This window comes from Kribbella shirazensis (assembly GCF_011761605.1).
Classification (GTDB): domain Bacteria; phylum Actinomycetota; class Actinomycetes; order Propionibacteriales; family Kribbellaceae; genus Kribbella; species Kribbella shirazensis.
The window spans coordinates 3,863,797-3,883,812 of the sequence record NZ_JAASRO010000001.1 but is presented as its reverse complement, the minus strand read 5'-3'; the positions used below and the strand labels follow the sequence as shown (position 1 = coordinate 3,883,812).

General features: G+C 69.3%; 20 protein-coding genes. 7 read left to right on the top strand and 13 right to left on the bottom strand.

Annotation, left to right across the window (positions count from 1 at the left end):
• Nucleotides 1–61 precede the first annotated feature (61 nt).
• From rplS to BJY22_RS18980, 7 genes are all read right to left on the bottom strand, one after another.
• Nucleotides 62–421, bottom strand: a complete 360-nt coding sequence (gene rplS, locus BJY22_RS19010; RefSeq protein WP_167208594.1) for a 50S ribosomal protein L19 — start codon at nucleotides 419–421, stop codon at nucleotides 62–64.
• 205 nt (nucleotides 422–626) lie between these two features.
• Nucleotides 627–1,826 carry a tRNA (guanosine(37)-N1)-methyltransferase TrmD gene (gene trmD / locus BJY22_RS19005; RefSeq protein WP_167208592.1) on the bottom strand — a complete coding sequence of 400 codons (1,200 nt, stop codon included), beginning with the start codon at nucleotides 1,824–1,826 and terminating at the stop codon, nucleotides 627–629.
• Nucleotide 1,827: 1 nt separating this feature from the next.
• Complete coding sequence (rimM, locus tag BJY22_RS19000) at nucleotides 1,828–2,373, bottom strand: ribosome maturation factor RimM (protein ID WP_167208590.1); 546 nt, start codon at nucleotides 2,371–2,373, stop codon at nucleotides 1,828–1,830.
• Between the two features lie 82 nt (nucleotides 2,374–2,455).
• The gene (locus tag BJY22_RS18995) at nucleotides 2,456–2,707 is read right to left on the bottom strand and encodes an RNA-binding protein (RefSeq protein ID WP_167218408.1); all 252 of its coding nucleotides are present in this window, start codon (nucleotides 2,705–2,707) and stop codon (nucleotides 2,456–2,458) included.
• A gap of 5 nt (nucleotides 2,708–2,712) precedes the next feature.
• Nucleotides 2,713–3,228, bottom strand: a complete 516-nt coding sequence (rpsP, locus tag BJY22_RS18990) for a 30S ribosomal protein S16 (RefSeq protein ID WP_167208588.1) — start codon at nucleotides 3,226–3,228, stop codon at nucleotides 2,713–2,715.
• Between the two features lie 175 nt (nucleotides 3,229–3,403).
• Nucleotides 3,404–4,747: a family 4 glycosyl hydrolase gene (locus BJY22_RS18985; protein ID WP_167208586.1), complete on the bottom strand. Its 1,344-nt coding sequence runs from the start codon at nucleotides 4,745–4,747 to the stop codon at nucleotides 3,404–3,406.
• Nucleotides 4,744–5,496 carry a DeoR family transcriptional regulator gene (locus tag BJY22_RS18980; RefSeq protein ID WP_167208584.1) on the bottom strand — a complete coding sequence of 251 codons (753 nt, stop codon included), beginning with the start codon at nucleotides 5,494–5,496 and terminating at the stop codon, nucleotides 4,744–4,746. Before BJY22_RS18980 ends, BJY22_RS18985 begins: the two co-directional genes overlap by 4 nt.
• 126 nt (nucleotides 5,497–5,622) lie before the next feature.
• Between BJY22_RS18980 and BJY22_RS18975 the strand changes: the two genes are divergently transcribed.
• The 4 genes from BJY22_RS18975 to BJY22_RS18960 are packed head-to-tail and all read left to right on the top strand — an operon-like array spanning nucleotide 5,623 to nucleotide 9,638.
• Nucleotides 5,623–6,585, top strand: coding sequence for a carbohydrate kinase family protein (locus tag BJY22_RS18975; RefSeq protein WP_167208582.1), 963 nt, complete (start codon nucleotides 5,623–5,625; stop codon nucleotides 6,583–6,585).
• Between the two features lie 4 nt (nucleotides 6,586–6,589).
• The gene (locus BJY22_RS18970; protein WP_167208580.1) at nucleotides 6,590–7,888 is read left to right on the top strand and encodes an ABC transporter substrate-binding protein; all 1,299 of its coding nucleotides are present in this window, start codon (nucleotides 6,590–6,592) and stop codon (nucleotides 7,886–7,888) included.
• 29 nt (nucleotides 7,889–7,917) lie between these two features.
• Entirely contained in the window at nucleotides 7,918–8,814 is an 897-nt protein-coding gene (locus BJY22_RS18965; RefSeq protein WP_238350394.1) for a carbohydrate ABC transporter permease, read from the top strand.
• Nucleotides 8,811–9,638, top strand: coding sequence for a carbohydrate ABC transporter permease (locus BJY22_RS18960; protein WP_167208576.1), 828 nt, complete (start codon nucleotides 8,811–8,813; stop codon nucleotides 9,636–9,638). The genes BJY22_RS18965 and BJY22_RS18960 overlap by 4 nt, the downstream gene beginning before the upstream one ends.
• Here the strand turns inward: BJY22_RS18960 and BJY22_RS18955 are convergent.
• Nucleotides 9,604–11,754, bottom strand: coding sequence for a caspase, EACC1-associated type (locus BJY22_RS18955; RefSeq protein ID WP_167208574.1), 2,151 nt, complete (start codon nucleotides 11,752–11,754; stop codon nucleotides 9,604–9,606). The genes BJY22_RS18960 and BJY22_RS18955 overlap by 35 nt on opposite strands.
• Nucleotide 11,755: 1 nt before the next feature.
• Nucleotides 11,756–12,139, bottom strand: coding sequence for a hypothetical protein (locus BJY22_RS18950; RefSeq protein WP_167208572.1), 384 nt, complete (start codon nucleotides 12,137–12,139; stop codon nucleotides 11,756–11,758).
• Between the two features lie 161 nt (nucleotides 12,140–12,300).
• Between BJY22_RS18950 and BJY22_RS18945 the strand changes: the two genes are divergently transcribed.
• Genes BJY22_RS18945 through BJY22_RS18935 form a run of 3 tightly spaced genes read left to right on the top strand, consistent with a single transcriptional unit; the run spans nucleotide 12,301 to nucleotide 14,710 of the window.
• Nucleotides 12,301–12,495, top strand: a complete 195-nt coding sequence (locus BJY22_RS18945; RefSeq protein ID WP_167208571.1) for a hypothetical protein — start codon at nucleotides 12,301–12,303, stop codon at nucleotides 12,493–12,495.
• Nucleotides 12,496–12,515: 20 nt separating this feature from the next.
• Entirely contained in the window at nucleotides 12,516–13,868 is a 1,353-nt protein-coding gene (locus BJY22_RS18940; RefSeq protein ID WP_167208569.1) for a flotillin family protein, read from the top strand.
• A gap of 59 nt (nucleotides 13,869–13,927) precedes the next feature.
• Nucleotides 13,928–14,710 (top strand): peptidoglycan DD-metalloendopeptidase family protein, encoded by a 783-nt coding sequence (locus BJY22_RS18935; RefSeq protein WP_167208567.1) that lies wholly within the window; start codon nucleotides 13,928–13,930, stop codon nucleotides 14,708–14,710.
• Nucleotides 14,711–14,752: 42 nt separating this feature from the next.
• Here BJY22_RS18935 and BJY22_RS18930 read toward each other — a convergent pair whose 3' ends face one another.
• The 4 genes from BJY22_RS18930 to BJY22_RS18915 form a co-directional block, all read right to left on the bottom strand.
• The gene (locus tag BJY22_RS18930; RefSeq protein ID WP_167208565.1) at nucleotides 14,753–15,880 is read right to left on the bottom strand and encodes a S1 family peptidase; all 1,128 of its coding nucleotides are present in this window, start codon (nucleotides 15,878–15,880) and stop codon (nucleotides 14,753–14,755) included.
• Nucleotides 15,881–16,044: 164 nt separating this feature from the next.
• A complete protein-coding gene (locus BJY22_RS18925; RefSeq protein WP_167208563.1) occupies nucleotides 16,045–17,355 on the bottom strand; it encodes an N-acetylmuramoyl-L-alanine amidase in 1,311 nt (436 codons plus the stop codon).
• A 109-nt stretch (nucleotides 17,356–17,464) separates the two neighbouring features.
• Entirely contained in the window at nucleotides 17,465–18,559 is a 1,095-nt protein-coding gene (locus tag BJY22_RS18920; RefSeq protein WP_167208561.1) for an amidohydrolase family protein, read from the bottom strand.
• A gap of 143 nt (nucleotides 18,560–18,702) precedes the next feature.
• The gene (locus BJY22_RS18915) at nucleotides 18,703–19,908 is read right to left on the bottom strand and encodes a lytic transglycosylase domain-containing protein (RefSeq protein WP_337758779.1); all 1,206 of its coding nucleotides are present in this window, start codon (nucleotides 19,906–19,908) and stop codon (nucleotides 18,703–18,705) included.
• Nucleotides 19,909–20,016: the final 108 nt, after the last annotated feature.

Genomic DNA, 20,016 nt, shown 5'->3' with positions numbered 1-20,016 from the left:
GCGAGGGCGAGCGCGAGTCGCAGTGCTCGGCGCCATAGGTGACCGTCGTCGTTACGCGGCGTCAGGAGGCCGGAACTTCGCGCTTCTCCTTGATCTTCGCCGCCTTACCGCGCAGCTCGCGCAGGTAGTACAGCTTGGCGCGGCGGACGTCGCCGCGGGTGACGACCTCGATCTTCTCGACGATCGGGGTGTGCACCGGGAAGGTCCGCTCGACGCCGACGCCGAAGCTGACCTTGCGGACCGTGAAGGTCTCCTGCAGGCCGCCGCCCTGGCGGCGGATCACGACACCCTGGAAGACCTGGACGCGGGACCGGTTGCCCTCGACGACCTTGACGTGCACCTTGACGGTGTCACCGGGGCGGAAGGCGGGGATGTCGTCGCGCTTGCTCGCGTTGTCGAGCTCGTTCAGGACCTTGCTCATCAGGTGTCTCTTCCTCGCGCGTGCCACAGGTCACCCACGAATGTCGGTGGTGATGAAGTCATCAAAAGGCTGCCGGTCGGTGGTCACCCCCTGTGGCAGGAGCACCGAAGGGCAGCAGCAGACAATCTTGCCACACGCCCCTCACGGTAACGAAATCAGCCCGAGTCGTCAGCGCAGGGTAAAGCTACGGCTCGGCTCACGCTCGTCACTTACGGCGACGACGCTTCGCCAGGTAGACCAGATCGACCTTCGGCGTCTGGGGCGTGCGGCGGGTCTCCCGGTAGCCCGCCTTCCGGTAGAGCGCCAGGTTCCGGTCGCTCTGGGCACCGGTGTTCAAGGTGTACGACGTGACGTCCGCCGGAGCCAGCTGCTCGGCGGCCCGCAGCAGGCGCGTACCGAGGCCGCGGCCCTGCCAGTCGGGAGCAACGACAAGTCGCTCGATCGAGCCGACCTCACCGTCGACCGTCAACTGAACGGAGCCGACGATGCGGCTGCCGGCGACCGCCTTCAGGACGGTCCCGCGTTCCAGACGCGCCACGGTCGCGCCGGGGTCCTCGGTCAGGGGCGGGATCGTGTAGTCGTCGTACAGCCGGGCCTCGGACAGGAACGCGGCCAGCTGCAGCACGTGGATCTCGCCTGCATCGGCCGTCGTAGCGGGCAGGATGCGGACCCCGGCACTCGCCTCGTCCTTGCCGGCCAGTACGTCGCCCCACGCCGCCAGCAGATCCGGCCGGCGTTCTGCGGTACGCCGTACCGACTCCTCGTGGCGCCACTGCGCGATCAGCCCGTGATTGCCGGACAGCAGGACCTCGGGTACGTCGTGCCCGCGCCAGCTCGGCGGCTTCGTGTAGACCGGGTACTCGAGCAGGCCGTCGCCGGAATGCGACTCCTCGGCCAGCGACTCGGGGTTGCCGATCACACCGGGCAGGAGCCGGGCCACGGCCTCGACCATGACGAGGACGGCGACCTCACCGCCGTTCAGCACGTAGTCCCCGATGGACACCTCGTCGACGCGCATCCGCTCGGCGGCGTACGACGCCACGCGCGCGTCGATGCCCTCGTACCGGCCGCAGGTGAACGCCAGCCACGGCTCGGCCGCCAGCTCGTACGCGAGCTCCTGCGTGAACGGACGCCCGGCCGGCGTCGGAACGATCAGCCGCGGCTGCGCGGGACCGTCGACGGGGGCGATCGCGTCCAGCGCCTGCCCCCACGGCTCCGGCTTCATCACCATGCCCGCTCCCCCGCCGTACGGGGTGTCGTCGACGGTCCGGTGGCGGTCGTGGGTCCAGTCGCGCAGGTCGTGCAGGTGGACGTCCAGCAGACCGCTCTTGGCCGCCTTCCCGACCAGGGAGACGTCGAGGGCGGCCAGGTACTCCGGGAAGATCGTGACGACGTCCAGCCGCATGTCAGCCCTCCGGCTCGGTCGGGACGACCTCTGCGCCCTCGGGGTCGAGCAGGCCGGGGCGGTCCGCCACGACGACGTACCGCTTGTCGATGTCGATCTCCGGGACGAGTTCCTCGACCATCGGGACCAGCACGAGGTTGCCCGCGGTACGCCGGATCTCCAGGAGGTCCTGCGCCGGCAGGTGCACGACGTCGGTCACCTCGCCCACGTCGGCGCCGTCGGTGGTGCGGACCGCGAGGCCGATCAGGTCGCGGTCGTAGTACTCCTCGGGGTCCTCGGGCCGCTCGTCCTCGTCGATCTCGGACTGGATGACCAGGTTGCGCAGCTGCTCCGCCGCGGTCCGGTCCGGCACCTCGGCGAACTTCACCAACAGCTTCCCGCTGTGCCAGCGGCTCGAGGCGATCGTCAGTGTCCGCGACACCTTGGCATCGGTCACGACGGTCGCTCCGTCGGCGAACCGGCGGTCCGGCTCGTCGGTACGTACGTCGATGCCGACCTCGCCCTTGATCCCGTGCGCGCGGCCGATCCGCCCGACAGTCACCAACACCTGCATTACTCCTTTGTACGAGATGAGGGGCCGCACCCCAGACCGGGTGCGGCCCCTCACAGGACTGCTGTGAACTACCGAGTCAGCGGCGCGGACGCCGGTTGAGCTCGTCGACGAAGTCGATGCGCAGCGAGGACTCGGAACTGATGGCGCCGACGACGGTGCGGATCGCGGTGGCGGTGCGGCCGTTGCGGCCGATCACCTTGCCGATGTCGTCGGGGTGGACGTGCACCTCGAGGGTGCGGCCACGCCGCAGGTTCCGGGCCCGGACGCTGACGTCGTCGGGGTTGTCCACGATGCCTCGGACCAGGTGCTCGAGCGCCTCGGTCTCCATCATGGTCAGGCCTCGGTGGACTCGGCCGCAGCCTCGTCGGCCTTGGGCTCGTCAGCCTTGGTGTCGGCCTTGGCCTCGTCGGCCTTCGCCTCGTCGGCCTTGGGGGCCTCGGCGGCGTCGTCCTTCTTCTCGGCCTTCTTCGCCGTCTTCTTGGCGGTGACCGCCTCGGTCTTCAGCGAGCCGTGGGCCTCGGCCAGCGCCTCGTTGAAGATCTCCTGCTTGTCCCGCTTCGGCTCGGCCACCCGCAGCGGCGCCGGGGCGTCCAGGCCCTTGAACTTCTGCCAGTCGCCGGTGGCCTTGAAGAGCGCCTCGACGGCCTCGCTCGGCTGCGCGCCGACGCCCAGCCAGTACTGCGCCCGCTCCGACTCGACGCGGATGAACGAGGGCTCGGTCTTCGGGTTGTAGATCCCGATCTCCTCGATCGCGCGGCCGTCCCGCTTGGCGCGGGCGTCCATCACGACGATGCGGTAGTGCGGGGTGCGCTTCTTGCCGATGCGCTTCAAACGGATCTTGACTGCCACGTTTGTGGGGTCTCCCTTGGAATTCCTGTCTTGGTGAGCAGCACGACGCGTCGTGGGGACAACGCAGTGAGACTCGATGGGCCGGCCGGGACGTGGAGTTAGAGGGCTGCACGGAACCTGGACGGACTCAGCAGGCCATTGTGCCAGATCCGGCCGCACATCGACCAATCCGGTGTCAAGCGCGAAAACGGGCGAGGCCGGGCAGGTGATCAGCATAGGCGTCGAGGAGACGCCGGCCGACGGTCGCCGAGTCGACCAGGGGGTGCCAGGCGAAGGCACGCAGGGCCGCGGAGCGGGATCCGGCGCCGGCGGCCTCGATCGTGGACCGTTCGACGGCCTTCACCGCGCAGACCAGTCCGGCCTGATGGTCGGTGAGCTGCGACACGGTCACCGGCAGCGCCCCGTTCGCGTCGACGGTGCACGGGATCTCCACGACCGCGTCGTCGTCCAGGTGGCGCAGGGTCCCGCGGTTCCGGACGTTGAGGATCAAGGACGCCCGCTCGTTGTGCGCGATGGCCCGCATCAGCGACAGCGCGACCTGCTCGTACCCGCCGGCCGCCATGTCGCGCTCGTCCCGCTCCCCCGCGTCCGCGACCTCACGACTCTCCACCATGTACGTTGCCTCGCGTTCGGCCCGCGTCTTCTGCCACAGCTCGAGCGCCTGCTCCGGGTGTTCACCGGTCTCGGCGTAGAACGCGGCCTGCTGCTCCAGCAGGAACGCTCCACGCGTCTGCCGAACCCCCTGTACGGCGGCCAGCGTCTCGCGCGCGAAGTAGTAGTAGTGCAGGTACTCGTTCGGAATCGCCCCGAGCGAGCGCAACCAGTCCGCACCGAACAGCCGGCCCTCCTCGAAGGAGGTCAACGCGTCGGCGGACTGCAGGAGGTCCGGCAGGCGGTCTACTCCTTCGGATCGCAGGCCGCGGAGCCAGCCGAGGTGGTTCAGCCCGGCGTAGTCGTAGAACGCGGTAGACGGGTCCACGCCCAGCGCCGCCGCGGCCCGGCGACCCAGACCGGAAGGTGAGTCGCAGATGCCGATCACGCGGTCACCCAGGTACGGAATCATCGCCTCGGTGACCATGCCGGCCGGGTTGGTGAAGTTGATGGTCCAGGCATCCGGCGCGACCGCCGCGATCCGCTGGGCGATCTGCACCGCGACCGGGAGCGTCCGCAGCCCGTAGGCGATCCCGCCGGCGCCGACCGTTTCCTGCCCCAGGACACCGAGGTCCAGGGCGACCCGCTCGTCCACGGTCCGTCCCTCGAGGCCACCGACCCGGATCGCCGAGAAGACGAAGTCAGCGCCCCGCAGGGCGTCGTCGAGATCCGTGGTCGCGGTCACGACCGGCGGATCGAGCGCCGCGGCCGCCTGCTGGCGGAGGACTGCGGCGACGGCGGACAGCCGCGACGGGTCGGCGTCGTACAGGACGACCGACGTGATCCGCCCGGACCCGCGGTCACCGAGCAGCGCGTGGTACACCAGCGGAACCCGGAAGCCGCCCCCGCCCAGGATCGTCAGCTTCACGCGAGGACCACCTCGACTCCTGCTTCGGTCAGTTGGGCGCGGGTCGTCTCGTCGGCGCCGGGTTCGGTGACGACCATGGCGAGCTCTCCCGGCTCGCACACCCGGGCCACGCCGTGGCCGGGGAACTTGGTGCGGTCGGCGAGCAGGACCACACGGTCGGCGGCCTTGATCATCGCCCGCTTCACCGGCACCTCGATCATCGTGCTGTCCATCACCCGGCCGTCGGGCCGGACGCCACTGGTGCCCAGGAACAGCCAGTCGACGTGGATCTGCCGCAGACTCTCCTCGGTCAGGTATCCGACCAGCGACCGGTAGCTGCGCCGCACGAACCCGCCCAGCACGATCAGCTCGATCTGCTCGTCGTTCTGCAGCTCCTCCAGTACGGCGAGGTTGCTGGTCACCACGGTCAACGACCGGCCGTGCAGGTGCTGAGCGACCCGGAGTGCCGTCGTACCGATGTCCAGCAGCACCGACTCGCCGTCGGCCACCAGGTCGGCGGCACGCCGCGCGATCCGGTCCTTCTCCTCGGCGTGCACGGCGTTGACGTCGGCGAACGGCTCGTCACCGCCGTCCACCGCGAGCGCCCCGCCGTACACGCGGGTCAGGCGACCCTCGGCGTGCAACTGCTCGAGGTCGCGCCGGATGGTGGCCTCGCTGACGCCGAGCTTCTCGGCCAGCACTTTGACGCCCCCGGCGCCGTCGGCCCGGAGTGCGCGGACGATCTGATCCTGACGCTGCTTCGGCAACACAGACAGACCGTATCACGCAAACTCCGTCACTTTCAGTCAAATTCGTGATCAGGTATTGCGGATCCTGAGCAAGAGTTTCAAGATTCATGCACGAGTTTGATCGACCCTGCAGGAGTGTGGCTTCAGATGCCCGAGCTGGACGGTGCCGCCCTCGATGTCGTCGTGTCCGGTCTGGTCTTCGAGGACCTGGTCCTCGGCCTGCCCGCGGCACCGCGGCCGGGCACCGAGGTCTGGGCCACCGAGTCGCACGAGAGCCCAGGCGGCATCGCGAACTTCGCCGTCGCGCTCGCCCGGCTCGGCCTGCGCACCGGTATGGCGGCCGCGTTCGGCGCGGACGCCGGAGGCGACCGGGTCCGGGCGTACCTCACCGCCGAAGGGATCGATCTGACACTCTCCCGAAGACTCGCCGGCTGGCAGACCCCATTGACGGTGGCCCTTGCCTACGCAGGAGACCGGGCGCTGGTCACCCGGGGCACCCCTCCCCCGCTGTCGGCCGACGAGCTGATCACCACGCCGCCGGCCGCTCGAGCCGTCGCCGCCCACATCGGTCCCTGGCCGAACGAGTGGCTGGCGAAAGCGAAGGCGGCCGGCAGCGTGGTGTTCGCCGACGTCGGCTGGGACCCGAGCGAGCAGTGGGACCCGGAAGTGCTCGACCAGCTCCAGCACTGCGACGTGTTCCTGCCGAACGCCGATGAGGCCATGCATTACACGCGGACGGACTCACCGGAGCAGGCGATGCACCGGCTGGCTGAGCGGGTGCCGCTCGTGGTCGTGTCCAACGGCGCAGCGGGCGCCACTGCTCTCGACGCGAGTACCGGCGAGCAGGTCACCGTACCTGCGTATCAGGTCCCGGCGGCGGACACCACCGGGGCGGGTGACGTGTTCGCCGCCGGCTTCATCGCCGCCACGCTCTGGGAGCTGCCGCTGGCGCAGCGGGTGCGGTTCGCCGCACTCACCGCGGCGCTCTCCGTCACCCGGCTCGGCGGTGCGGACGCCGCACCGCGCTGGGCCGACCTCGCGGCCTGGCAGGCCGCGCATCCGGAAGACCACCACCTCCAGGCGCTGATCAGCGCACACTCAGGAAGGTAGAACCATGGAGCTCTCACGTCGGACACTGCTCGGGGGCTTCGCGGCCGTCGCCGGAACTATGGCTGGTGGCGCACTCGTCGGCTGCTCGTCCGGAATGGACGCCGGTACGACGACCAAGAAGAACGCCGCCACCGAGCTGACGATGTGGTGCTGGCCGGGCGGCCTGGGCAAGTCGGTGCTCGACGACACGATCGCGCACTTCCCGGACCCGAAGATCAAGTACTCCGAGATCGGCGGCGACTTCAAGCAGAAGCTGGTCACCACGTTCAACGGCGGTACGTCGATCCCGGACATCACCGGTCTCAAGGGCGAGGACATCGCGTCACTGCTGCCCCAGGCGGATCGGTTCGTCGACCTGAAGACCGTCGGCGCGGACGCAGTCCTCGGCGACTACCTGGAGTGGAAGGTCAAGCAGGCGACAACACTCGACGGCAAGGTGATCGGCCTGCCGATCGACGTCGGCCCGACAGCGCTGTACTACCGGGAGGACGTCTTCGCGGCGGCCGGTCTGCCGAGCGACCCGGCCGCGGTGGCGGAGCAGTTGAAGACCTGGGACGCCTTCTTCGAGGCCGGGGTCCAACTGAAGGCGAAGAACCCGAAGGCGTTGCTGGTCTGGGACGCGACCGACCTCTACGACATGGTCGTCGGCCAGGGCACCGAGCGGTACATCTCCCAGGACAACAAGTTCATCGGCGACCAGGACCACATCCGCAAGGCCTGGGACACCTCGGTGAAGGCGATGACGCTGAAGATCGACGGCAAGACGCCGAGCGGCAGCCCGGACTGGAACGCGGGCCTCGACCAGGGCACGGTGCCCGCGCACATCGGCGCCGCGTGGGTTGCCCTGGACATCAAGTCCGCGGTGAAGACCGGCGCCGGTAAGTGGCGGCTGGCGCCGACACCGAGCGGCCCGGCGAACTTCGGCGGCTCGTTCCTCGCGATCACCAAGAACGCTGCCGATCCGCAGAAGGCGTTCGACGTGATCAAGTACATGCTCAGCCCCGACAACGAGGCGAAGGCGTTCGCCGACGCCCAGATCTTCCCGTCGACGCCGGCGGCGTACGACAAGCCTCAGCTCAAGGCCGCGGACAAGTTCTTCGGCGGGCAGGTCCCGATCGACGTCTTCGGACCGGCCGCGAAGGCGATCCCGGTCGCGTACCAGAGCCCGTACGACGACTCGGTCGCCGCGCCGTTCCACGACGAGCTGAAGACCGTGCAGTCCGGCGCCAAGACCTCGGACGCCGCCTGGTCGGCCGCCGTGTCCAAGGCGAAGGCGATCGCCAAGCGGCAGGGGGTGCAGTGACTGCTACGGCGACGGTAGCCAGCCCTGTTTTGACGGCGACGGCCGGCCGGAAGCGGATCTGGTCGTACTGGCGGTTCTATCTGGCGTTGTCGCCGTTCTACGTCCTGTTCGCGGTGTTCGGGCTGTACCCGATGCTGTCCACGATCGTGCTGGCGTTCCAGCGCTGGGACGGGCTGAGCGCGCGCAGGTTCACCGGGCTGGACAACTTCGCGTTCCTGATCAAGGACCCGACGTTCTGGCAGGCGCTGGAGAACACCGTCGTCCTGTTCCTGATGTCGACGGTCCCGACGCTGGTGCTGGCGCTGGTCCTCGCCGTGATGCTGCAGTCCGCGGTCCGGTTCACCAACGTCTACCGGATCGCGTACTTCATCCCGAACGTCACGTCGCTGGTCGCGATGGCGATCTTCTTCAGCTCGATCTTCAGCACGAACTTCGGTCTGGTGAACGCCGCGCTGCGCTCGCTCGGCATCCCTCAGCAGGACTGGCTCGGGCAGCCGTGGGGCATCAAGATCGCGATCTCGACGATGATCGTGTGGCAGTGGGTCGGGTACAACACGCTGATCTACCTGGCCGGCCTGCAGGCGATCCCGAAGGAGCAGTACGAGGCCGCCAAGGTGGACGGGGCGGGGGCGGTCCGAACGTTCTTCTCGATCACGTTGCCGCAGCTGCGTCCCGTCGTACTGTTCACCGTCGTCATGTCCACGATCGGCGGGCTGCAGACGTTCACCGAGCCGCAGGTGATGGTCGGCAACAGCGGCGGCACCGGGCAGAGCGGGATGACCGTGGTGCTGTTCTTCTACCGGGCCGCGTTCCTCGACAACGACTACGGGTACGCCGCTGCGATCGCGCTCAGCATCTTCGCGCTCGTGCTGTTGTTCACGGCCATCAACTGGCGGATCTTCCGCGAACGGGGTGAGAACCGATGACCCGCTCCAGGCTGCGCGGGCTCGCGCTGCACGCGGCGCTCGTGCTCGCGCTGCTGGTGTTCCTGTTCCCGTTCGTGTGGACGATCGTGATGGCGTCGAACACGACCGCGGACATCTACCGGTTCCCGCCCAAGTTCACGTTCGGCGGGCACTTCGGCGACAACGTCCGGCACGTGCTCGACAACGTCGCGTTCTTCCAGTCGATGGCGAACACCGCGATCGTCGCGGTGTCGACCACGCTGCTGGTGCTGTTCTTCGACTCGCTGGCCGCGTTCACGTTCGCCAAGTTCCGGTTCCCCGGGCGGAACGCTTTGTTCGTGATCCTGCTGGCGACGATGCTGCTGCCGGCGCAACTGGCCGCCGTACCGCAGTTCCAGACGATGGCGATCCTCGGCTGGGTCGGCTCGCTCAAGGCGCTGATCATCCCGGGTGCGGCGAACGCGTTCGGCATCTTCTGGATGCGGCAGTACTTCCGGAACTCGATCCACGACGAGCTGGTCGAGGCCGCGACCCTCGACGGCTGCGGCTTCTTCGGGACGTATTGGCACGTCGCGCTGCCGTCGGCGCGGCCGGCGCTGGCGTTCCTGGGCATCTTCACGTTCGTGGGTTCGTGGAACGACTACATGTGGCCGCTGATCGTGCTGACCGACCCCGATCACGTGACGCTGCAGGTCGCGCTGTCGACGCTCAACCGTGCGCACGGAGTCGACTACAGCATGGTGATGACCGGCGCGTTGCTCGCGATGATCCCGCTGGTGATCGTCTTCGCGGTGTTCGCCCGACAGTTCATCAAGGGCGCGACGGAGGGCGCAGTCCGCGGCTGAGCACACCGGCAACGACCAGTGCGTTGCCGGCCAGTGCAGTCACGAACACGGCCGGTGCGTCGCCCTCGGTCAGCGCGGGCACGTAGGCCACAGTGCTGATGATCGCGTACGTCGTAGCGGCCGCACGGACCCACAGCGGCGCCGGCCCTGCTGTCGCCAGCCAGCCGAGCGCTACCGTCACCAGAGGCCCGAGGATCGCCAGTGGGGTGACGTCGACGAACGCGATGTCGTCAGAGTCCGTGACCAGCTGGCTTGCGAGCAACAGCAGGCCACCGGCAACGACCAACACCGCCGGTACTGGATGCACCGGCGACAGAGCTGGTTTCCACGGGCGCAGAGCGATGAGCAGTACTACGAGCAGACCGGCGGCGACTGTGGTGGCGCCGGCCCATCTATTGGCCCCGTCGTAGTAGATGCCGCCGCCCAGGACCAGGATGCCTGTTTCCAGGACAGCTGCCGCGCAGCCGGTCGCGATGCCGAGTGCGATCGGACCGGCGGATCGGGCCACCAGAGCTGCGATCAGGACGCCGAGGGACGAGAGGATCATGGGGTCGCCCCAGCTGCGATACACCAGCCAGTCGGTGTTGGAGTCGTACCAGAGCTTGTGGGACTGCGGTGCTCCTGGCCAGTTGAGGGCGATCAGGAGGATGCCGCCGAGGAGCAGCACTGCGAGCAGCCACCAGGGCGGAGCTTCGGGCGGCGGCGTAGCGCTCTTGGGCGGAATGGTGGTCACGAAGACAGGTGCTGGACTGACGGGTGGTGCGGCCTGTGGCTGTGGCGCAGGTTCCTGCACCGGCTGCGGCGCGGGCTGTGCTACTGGCTGTGGTGCTGGGCGTGCTGCTGGCTGTGGTGTAGGTCGAGGCTCGGCCGGCCGAGGCGCTGCGACCGTGAGGCGGACCGGAATGTTGTGGTCGCCGATCGGGCCGGTGATCTGAACCTCCGTCTCGTGGACGCCAGGTGGCGACTCCACCGCGCGGAGGCGGATGGTCCGGCCGTCCTGCTCTACCTTGAGCCAGTCCACGTCGGAGGACGCTGCTGCCGTGAGGGCGAGCGGCGGACCGGCGAGCTGGAGCTCCGCAGTGCTGGTGCCGACGAGCTCGACGACGCCGGGTGGACTGATCCGGAGCGCGGCGCGAGCGACTGCGTCCTGAGCGGCTTCGGAAACCTTGCGGCTGTCGTCGCCGACCATCGCCTGCAGGGCACGCCATGCCGCGTACGCCTGACCGAGGTCGTCACCGGACAAGCGTTCCCGGAGGTAGTCGACGACCCCGAACCTTGCCGCCGGCAACGGACTCTCCATCGCCTGGGTGAGCTCCGGAGCAAGGGGTGTCGGCGTGATGCGCCGTACCCGGCTCCGAGCGATCAGCAGCTCGCCCTGCGATCCGAAGGTCCACATCTGCGGGTTCTGGTTCGGTGTCACCCGGCGCACGCGATCGGTCACGTACCCGACCAGCTCCGTCAGGCCGACCCACCCGTCGCCGTCCCGGTCCGCCTCCCCGGTGGTCAGCCCGTCGACCACCGCACCGGTGAAGACCGAAGGCGCCGGTGTCGCATCGGTCGCCAGCCGGCCGCCCTCGAAGGCGTACTCCATCGCACTCGACGCCGTGATCACCACCCGGCCACGACCGCCGCCGACGTCGGCCTGGCCCGCGAACGCGTCCCGGACCTGTGCCTCACCGGCTGCCCGGACCACCATTCCGCGGGGAAACGCGCCGCCGTAGCAGCAGTCCAGGAACAGGGCGATCCGCTGCGCCCGGCTGTCCGCCATCTGCCGGTTCACGAAGTCGGCCGCGACGGCAGTCGACGCGAGCCGGGTCGGTCTCGTGTCGGCGACCGCCAGGAACAGTTCCCCCGCCGCGTTCTTCAAGCCGTGACAGGAGAAATGCAGCAACAACAGGTCCTCGGGCCCGCGGTCCGCGAAGAAGTCCTCGACCCCGAAGCGGATCTCCTGCGCCGACGCGTTCCGCAGTACCTGCACGTCGAATCCGCCGACGGCCGGGTCCGCCAGTACCTCGGCCAGCGCGGCGGCGTCGTGCGCCGGCGCGAGGAGTTGCCTCAGGCCGGGGTCGTCGTACTGGTCGTTCGCGACGACGAGCGCGAGACGCTTGGCGTCCATCTCACACGTCCGCTCCGGCATGCCGTCGTACGAAGGCGTCGACCAGTTGCTGCTGGACCTCGCCGGTGGCGCCGCTCAGCTCGAGCACGTCGCCGTCGATGGTGATCTTCACCGTCCGCCCGGACGACGACCGGCGCAGCCACTCCCGGATCACCACGATGACCGAGCCGAGCGCCTGCAGTCCCGGCGCCAGCGAAACACCCAGCAGGCCCGCGACCGCGGCCAGCCCGCCCTTCGACCCTTCCGGCGCGACGCCCTCCTGGTACGGCTCGACCGCGTTCACGTCGAGCATCAGCAGCTCCTGCCGCAGCAGCAGCGCCAGCACTTCGAGCCGCCCGTCGTCCGCCCCCGCCTCGACCACCTCGACCTGCACGTCTTCGGCCATGGCCCCTCCCCAATCCCCCAGGCCGTGCGTTCCGACAGCACCACCATGCGCTCGTGAGCCGCCGACCACAAGGTGCGACCGAACGTCCGGCCGTGGTGCGGGAAGGCGTGCCCTAAGCTTCGGGGGAACTGCAGCAGGCGGAAGTGCGTCGGAGGGGCAACATGGTTGGCAAGCGGGGGCGGGTGATCGGCCGGATCGCACCGGGGATCGTCGGTGAGGTGATGCTGCCGGTCCGAGGTGCCACCGAGGCCTTCTACGCTTACCCGGCGACCGACGAGGTACTCGAGGTGGGGACGCAGATCGTCGTGGTCGAGTTCGACCCGCCCCGCACCGTCTACGTCGCGCGCGCTCTTTAACTTAGTTCCCTGGAGGGGAAATGCTCTGGACGTACCTGATCATCGCCGCGGTGGCGGTGGTCGTCCTTCTCATCCTGTTCCGGATGGTCTGGCGGGTGGCCGAGCCGAACGAGGCGCTGATCATCTCCGGCCTCGGCGCGCATTCGAGCTCGGAGCAGGTCAACGAGACTCTCGGCTTCAAGATCGTGGTCGGCCGCGGCACCGCGGTGCTGCCCGGATTCCAGACGGTACGGCGGTTGCCGCTGGACATCCGCGCCACGCCGCTGACCGTCACGTGCGTGTCCAGCCAGGGCATCCCGCTGCACATCAAGGGCGTCACGGCGTACAAGGTCGGTGACGACTACGGCTCGATCGCGAACGCCGCCCGCCGGTTCCTGGAGCAGAGCGACGAGCAGGTGATGAGCACGATCCACGAGCTGTTCGCGGGTCACCTGCGGGCGATCGTCGGCTCCACCACGGTCGAGGAGATGCTGCACGACCGGGAGACGCTGACCACGAACATCCGCGGCTCGCTGGCCGGCGACATGGAGAAGCTGGGCCTGGTCGTCGACTCGCTCCAGATCCAGGAGATCGACGACGAGTCCGGCTACATCAAGAACCTCGGCCGGCCGCAGGCCGCCGCCGTCGAGGCCGCGGCCCGGATCGCGCAGGCCGAGCGGGACCGCGAGGCGACCGAGCGCGAGCAGGCCGCCGCGGCGAAGAAGGCTGCCGCCGTCCGGGAGAGCTCGATCGCGCAGGCCGGTTACCAGGCCGAGGTCGACCAGGCCAAGTCGAAGGCGTCGCAGTCCGGTCCGCTGGCCGAGGCGCTGGCCCGGCAGGAGGTCGTCGTCGCCGAGACCGAGACCGCGAAGCTGAACGCGTCGCTGGCCGAGAAGCAGCTGGAGTCGACGGTGCTGAAGCCGGCCGACGCCGAGGCGTACAAGCAGCGCACGCTGGCCCAGGCCGCACGCGACGCGCAGATCGCGGCCGCCGAGGCGCAGGCCCGGGAGGTGGCCCTCCGTGGTGAGGCGCAGGCGAAGGCGACCGAGCTGACCGGTAAGGCCGAGGCCGCCGCAGTCCAGGCGAAGGCGATGGCCGAGGCGGCCGGTATCAAGGCCCGTGCCGAGGCGCTGGCCACCAACACCGACGCGGTCGTCGCGCAGCAGCTGGCCGAGGCCTACCCGGAGATCGTCGCCGCGGCGGCGAGCTCGTTCGAGAAGGTCGGCAACATGGTCGTGCTGAACGGCGCGCAGGGCATCGAGGACACCCTGGTGAAGACCATCACCATGGGTGGCTCCGGCTTCGCGCTGGCCAAGCAGCTGATCGACTCGCTCGCCACCAAGAAGGACGACGAGAAGCCGACGCTGGAGTCGGTGGCGGACGAGTCCGCCTGACAATTAACTACAGACGCAAACCGTTGAAGGTTGCTGCTTGACGACTGACACTGAGCAGCATGCCGCCCAGAAGGATTCTCGCAGTACTCGCCTCGCTCCTGCTCGGCGCCGCCACCCTCGTGGCGGTGCCGACGCAGGCGCAGGCCGCGCCGAACTTCAAGGCCCCGTTCCCGTGTGGCCAACGCTGGACCTACAGCCACCACTCCGCTGAGGTCCGCCGCGCACTCGACTTCATCCGCGCCGACGGCGGGACGACGAACGGTACGCCGGTGCTCGCCTCCGCGGCCGGTACGGCGTACCGCTTCTCGCAGCCGAGCGGTGCGGGCAACTACATCGCCATCGAGCACGGCGGCGGCTGGAAGACCTACTACTTCCACCTGGCCGCCTACTCCGTTGCCAACGGCCAGCAGGTCGCACAGGGCCAGCAGATCGGGACCACCGGCAGTACCGGGAACTCCTCAGGCCCGCACATCCACTACGAGCAACTGCTCAACGGCGTCGGTCAGAACATCGTCATCAACGGGTCCGCACTCGCCTACCCGGGCTCGTACGGCTCCTACTTCCTGACCAGTGACAACGGCTGCTCCGGTCCCGGCAAGAACTACATGACCTGGGGCTCCGGCGTGAACGTGCGTGCCGACGCACGCCTCAGTGCGCCGGTCGTGACCACGCTGCCCGGACCGACCTCGGTGTGGGTGCTCTGCCAGAAGCAGGGCGACACCGTGAACGCCGAGGGGTACACCAACAACTGGTGGTCCAAGCTGCGCGACCAGAACGGCTTCATCAGCAACATCTACATCGACGATCCGAACGCGCAACTGCCCGGGGTACCACTCTGCTGATGCTGTGGGATCCCCTTGCGCACAAGGGGATCCCACAGTTCGCTAGGCCGTGTGCAGAGTCAGGTTGTAGGCCTGCAGGATCTCGTTGACCGGCTGGAACCAGGTCTCGCCGCCACTGCTGCAGTTGCCCCAGCCGCCGGATGTCACGCCCTGCGCCTGGTCACCGGTGATGAACGAGCCGCCGGAGTCGCCACCCTCGGCACAGACACTGGTCTTGGTCGCGCCGTAGAACAGCTGGCCGTTGCCGTAGTTCACCGTCTCGTTCTTGGCGAGGATCGTGCCGCAGTGCCAGTGCGTCGTAGAACCGCTGCGACACACCGAGGACCCGATCGGTGCCTCCCAGGAGCCTCGGACGAGCCGGTCGCTGGTCTGTCCCCAGCCCAGGACGACAGGCACCGTCCACCAGCCGTACCCGGTGGCCACCCAGCCGTAGTCGTTGCCCGGGAAGGACCAGCCGCGGAACGAGCCCTGGTCCGAGCCGTCCCAGCCGCGCACGATGCCGCTGCGGCCGCAGTGTCCGGCAGTGACGTAGCCGCCGTGTACCGAGAAGCCGATCGAGCAGCGGATGTTGCTGACGTAGTACGGGTCACCTCCGACGGTGCCGGCGGCGAACGTACGTGGCGCCTGCGCCGCGACCTCCTTGACCGTGACCGCCCCGGCCTGCGCGACCTTGGCGACGAACGCATCGACGGCGGCCGAACGCTTGCCTGCTTGGACGTTGATCACCACGCTGCCGCTGCGCGGGTCGGCCGCCCAGCCGCTGACGACCGCCGGTACGGCCTTGCCGGCCAGCTTGTCGACAGCAGCCTTGCGCTGGTCGAGTTGCCTCGCCGGCACCGGTACTGCGGCCACCTGTGCACCCGTGGCCCGTACGGCGGCCGCGCGCTCCTGTCCCACGGTGCCGGCCAGGCCGACGACGAGCTTCTGCGTGGAGGCGTCGTACCAGGCTCCACCGAACGCGGCGCCGGCCGCTTTCTGAGCCGCGGGCAACAACTTGGCGGCCGAGGTCTCGGCCTCGAGGCGTTCCTGCATCTGCGGCTCGGTCAGACCGAAGTCACGTTGCATGGCGGCCGACTGATCGGGGACAGCCAGTGGATCTGGCGCGGCCAGGGCCTGCGCGGGCACCGTCAGGACAGCCGCCGTGAGTACGGCGGCCAGTAGGACCTTCATCTGAACTCTCCTCACCTAGGGGCGGTTCGGTGGATGAGAGCGCTCTCAGATCTGAGAGTGGCCTACGTTGTCAGGCGCGTCAAGTTCACAGAGCGAGTGACTTCGGTCTTCCGGGGCGGCCCGGCCGCGGGCTCCTAGCCTGCGGCCGGGCGGCTCCTAGTCGTTCAGCACTCCGGGACGCCGGGGAGCTTGGGGTTCGGGTCGTCGATGTAGATGTTGGTCATGTAGCCCTTCTGGTCGCGCAGCTTCGCCCACCAGTTGTTGGTGTAGCCGCCGGCGGTCACGGTGTCGCCCTGGACCTGGCACTCGACGAAGACACGGGTCGGGCCGGGCAGGGTGGTGACGACCGACGCGGACAGCTTCGGCGCGGAGCGGACGTTCACGCCGCTGCCCCAGGTGGTGAAGTTGTACTCCGGCGGGTTCGGCTCGCCGCCGTTCACCAACTGCATGTAGTAGTCCCAGTTCCAGTTCGGGCCCGGGTCGGTGTGGTCGTTGTTCGGCATCTCGCTGTGGGCCTTGATGTGGGCCCGGTCCTTCGGGATGCCCCGCCGGTCGGCGATGTTGCGGGTGAGCGCGGCCGAGGAGCGGTACATCGCGTCGGTGAACCAGGACGGCTGGTCGACGAACCCCTCGTGCTCGATGCCGATCGTGTACGGGTTCTCGGTGCGGACGTGCCAGGCGGTGTCCTTCTCGGCCACCATCTGGGTCACCTCGCCGTCGCTGGAGCGGATCACGTAGTGCGCGCTGACCTGGGCGGACGGGTTCTTGAACCAGCTGATCGTGCCGGCGTACGAGCCCTGGGTCACGTGGACGACGATCGTGCTGATCGCCGCGGTCCGGCCGACGCGGTAGTTGCTGGTGCTGGCCGGGTTCCAGATCGCGCCCGGGTAGTCGACAGCGGCGGTGCCGAGCGGTGCGGTCTTCGCATAGGCGCCGCGATCCGGAACGACTCGCTGCGGCTGCGTGGTCACACCTTCGGCGTTCACACCCTTGCCGATGATGCGGTAGACCTCGTCGGTGTAGAGCCGGGCGGTCGGCGCGTCGGCGGAGTGCGAGTACTTCGCGATCACGCCGTACCACTTGCCGAGGTCGCTCCTGTCGCTCAGGCGCGCCTGGTCGGCGTACGCGTCGAGCACCGCCGCGGCGCCGAGGACGTTCGACGCGTTGTCCTTGGAGAGCTCGGCGACCGGGAGACCGGTGAGCCTGCTCGCCTCGGACAGCGTCTTGTTCACGTTGTTGCTCGCGAGGTGCATGACGCCGTAGCCGTTCGCCTGGCTCGGCTCGCCGTCGTGGTCGTCGAGGTGCGTCTCGGCGTACGCGACACCGACCAGCACCTCACGCGGCACGTCGTACTTCGCCGCGGCTGCGCTGAACGCGCCTGCGAGAGTTGGTGGTTCGGCCGCGTCGCTCGGGAGGGCGGTCAGCGCGAGCGCGCCGACGGCCAGGAGTGCGGGTATCAGGGCGGTCTTCCGCATGGGGCGGTTCCTTCCGTGTCCGGTCCGCCGAGGGGCGTCGGCGGTCCCGTGAGCCCACGCTAAGGGAAGATCTTCCGCTGATTCCAGTGTTTGAGTGAATTCTTTCCGGTCACCGGCGGAACACGATTTGACCCCGCAGCGCGATCAGCCGCGGGTGCGTCAGTACGCCGGGATCGACGCGCGGGTCCTCGTCGTACACGACCAGGTCGGCCGGATCGCCCGGGCGCAGCTCACTCGGCGCGCCGAGCCACGCGCGTGCGCCCCACGACCCGGCGGCCAGTGCCTGCTCCCCCGACAGGCCGATCTCGGTGAGGGCCTGGATCTCCTGCGCCACGAGGCCGTGTCCGAGGACCCCGCCCGCGTCCGTTCCGGCGTACACCGGCACTCCGGCCTCGAAGGCGTCGCGCAGGCGGTGCAGCCGGCGGTCGTACAGGTCGCGCATGTGGGCGGCGTACGTCGGGAACTTGCTCGCGGCCTGGTCGGCGTACTGCGGGAAGTTCTCGAGCTGGATCAGCGTGGGTACGACGGCGACCTGGTGCTCGGCCATCCAGCTGAGCAGCTCCGGCTCGATGCCGGTGCCGTGTTCGAGACAGTCGATGCCCGCGGCCAGCAGATCCGGGAGGGCGTGCTCGCCGAAGACGTGCGCGGTGACCCGGGCGCCGAGCTCGTGGGCGCGGGCGATCGCGGCATTCAGCGCCTCGGCCGGCCAGCACGGAGTCAGGTCGCCGGCGTCACGGTCGATCCAGTCGCCGACCAGCTTGACCCACCCGTCACCACGGCGGGCCTCCTGCTCGACGTACGCGACCAGCTCGCCGGGCTCGATCTCCCAGCCGTAGTTGCGGATGTACCGCTTCGAGCGGGCGATGTGCCGGCCGGCGCGGATGATCTTCGGCAGGTCCTCGCGCTCGTCGATCCAGCGGGTGTCGGCGGCCGAACCGGCGTCGCGGACCAGGAGCGCACCGGCCTCGCGATCGGCGATCGCCTGCTGCTCCTGGGTCTCCCGGTCGACGGCGCCGTGCTGGTCGAGGCCGATGTGGCAGTGCGCGTCGACCAGGCCGGGCACGATCCAGCCACCGGTGTGCACGGTCGTCACCTCAGCAACGGTGGGCCGGTCGACGACCAGCCCACCGCTGAGGTGGAGCTCCTGCCGCTCACCGGACGGCAACACGGTGCCGACCAGCCTGAGTACGCCGGTTCCGGTCATGGGGCCTCCCGGCCTGGACTGAGGAGCGCAGGGAGCGAAGCGACCGGAGCGACGAGGGAAGGACGGGAGTTACAGCCCCATGACCCGCCGCGCCGGAGGCGTGGCATCAATACCGTCATGAGCCGACCGTATCCGGGACTCCGTTATCCGTGCGAGCCGCCGCCCGGCGTACAGGTCGGGGTGGTGGTCTCGTTGCCGTCGCACGGCGTCCCGCTCGGGCTGTCCGTCGGCGTCGGCGTGGGCGTCGGGGTCGGCGTCGGCGTGGGGGTCGGAGTCGGCGTCGGGGTCGGCGTCGGACTCGGGGTCTTGGTCGGTGTCTTCGTGGGGGTCTTGGTCGGCGTCTTGGTCGGCGACGTCGTCGGCCGGTGCGTCGGTGTGTCGGTTACCGTGTCGGCCGGGCGCGGCACGGTGGGCTTGCCGTCGGGCGAGTCCGGCGGCACCGGCGGCACCGTGGTGCTCGGCGGAGTCACCGTCGGCGTCGGGGTCGGCGTCGTGGTGTCGTCCGGTACGTCGGGCACCTGCCGCGGGTCGTCCCGGCGCTCGGCGTTGCCGGTCGTCTTCGCGGTGGAGATGTTGCCCTTCGCGTTCGGCACCAGGACCGCGCTCTTGCTGTAGACGCGCATCCACTTCAGCACGGTGGCGACGAAGTCCTTGGAGTGCTGGTACCGCAGCAGGGCCCCGACCAGGTCGCGCGGGCTGCGCAGATCGTCACCCTGGGCGCAGAGCACCACGGCGACCGTGGTCACCGCGTCGTACACGTTGTTGGGGTTGCGGTAGCCGTCGCCGTTGCCGTCGGCCCCGAACTCCTCCCACACCTGCGGGACGATCTGCATCGGCCCGACCGCGCGGTCCCACGTCTCGTCCGCGTCGTACTTGCCCTTGTCGGTGTCGGTGATCCGGCCGTTGCCGCGCCGGCCGTTCAGCACCGGGCCGAGGATCCGGCCGCGGGTGGTACCGGCCACGTCGACGCGGCCGCCGCTCGCGTGGTCGGACTCGACCTTGCCGACGCCGGCCAGCAACGGCCAGGTCAGCCCACAGTTCGGCCGCACGACCGCGAGGTTCGCGGTGGCGCGGCGGTAAGCGGGGAACACCCCGCGCGGGATGCCGTTCACGGCTCCCGGCCGCCCGGCGCGGACGACCGAGCGGCCGTCGGTGGCCCCCGAGACGGGGACGTCGGCACGAGCGGGTTTGTCAGATCCGAGCCGGCCGTCCACTCCGGGACGCTGCGGCACGATCATCGTCAGTTCGTCGAACTCACCGCTGTTCAGCCCGGCCCCCGGCGACGGGGCGACCGGGCTGTCCGCCGCGAGCTGGCCGGCGGCACCGGCTCCCCCCGAGGCGACGGTCACGATGGCCCCGACCAGGAGCGGGGCCGTACACAGTGAAGCGATGATGATTTTGACCCGACGGTTACCACTACGGGTTAGGCGCATAGCCCCTTCAACGAAGCAAGCGCC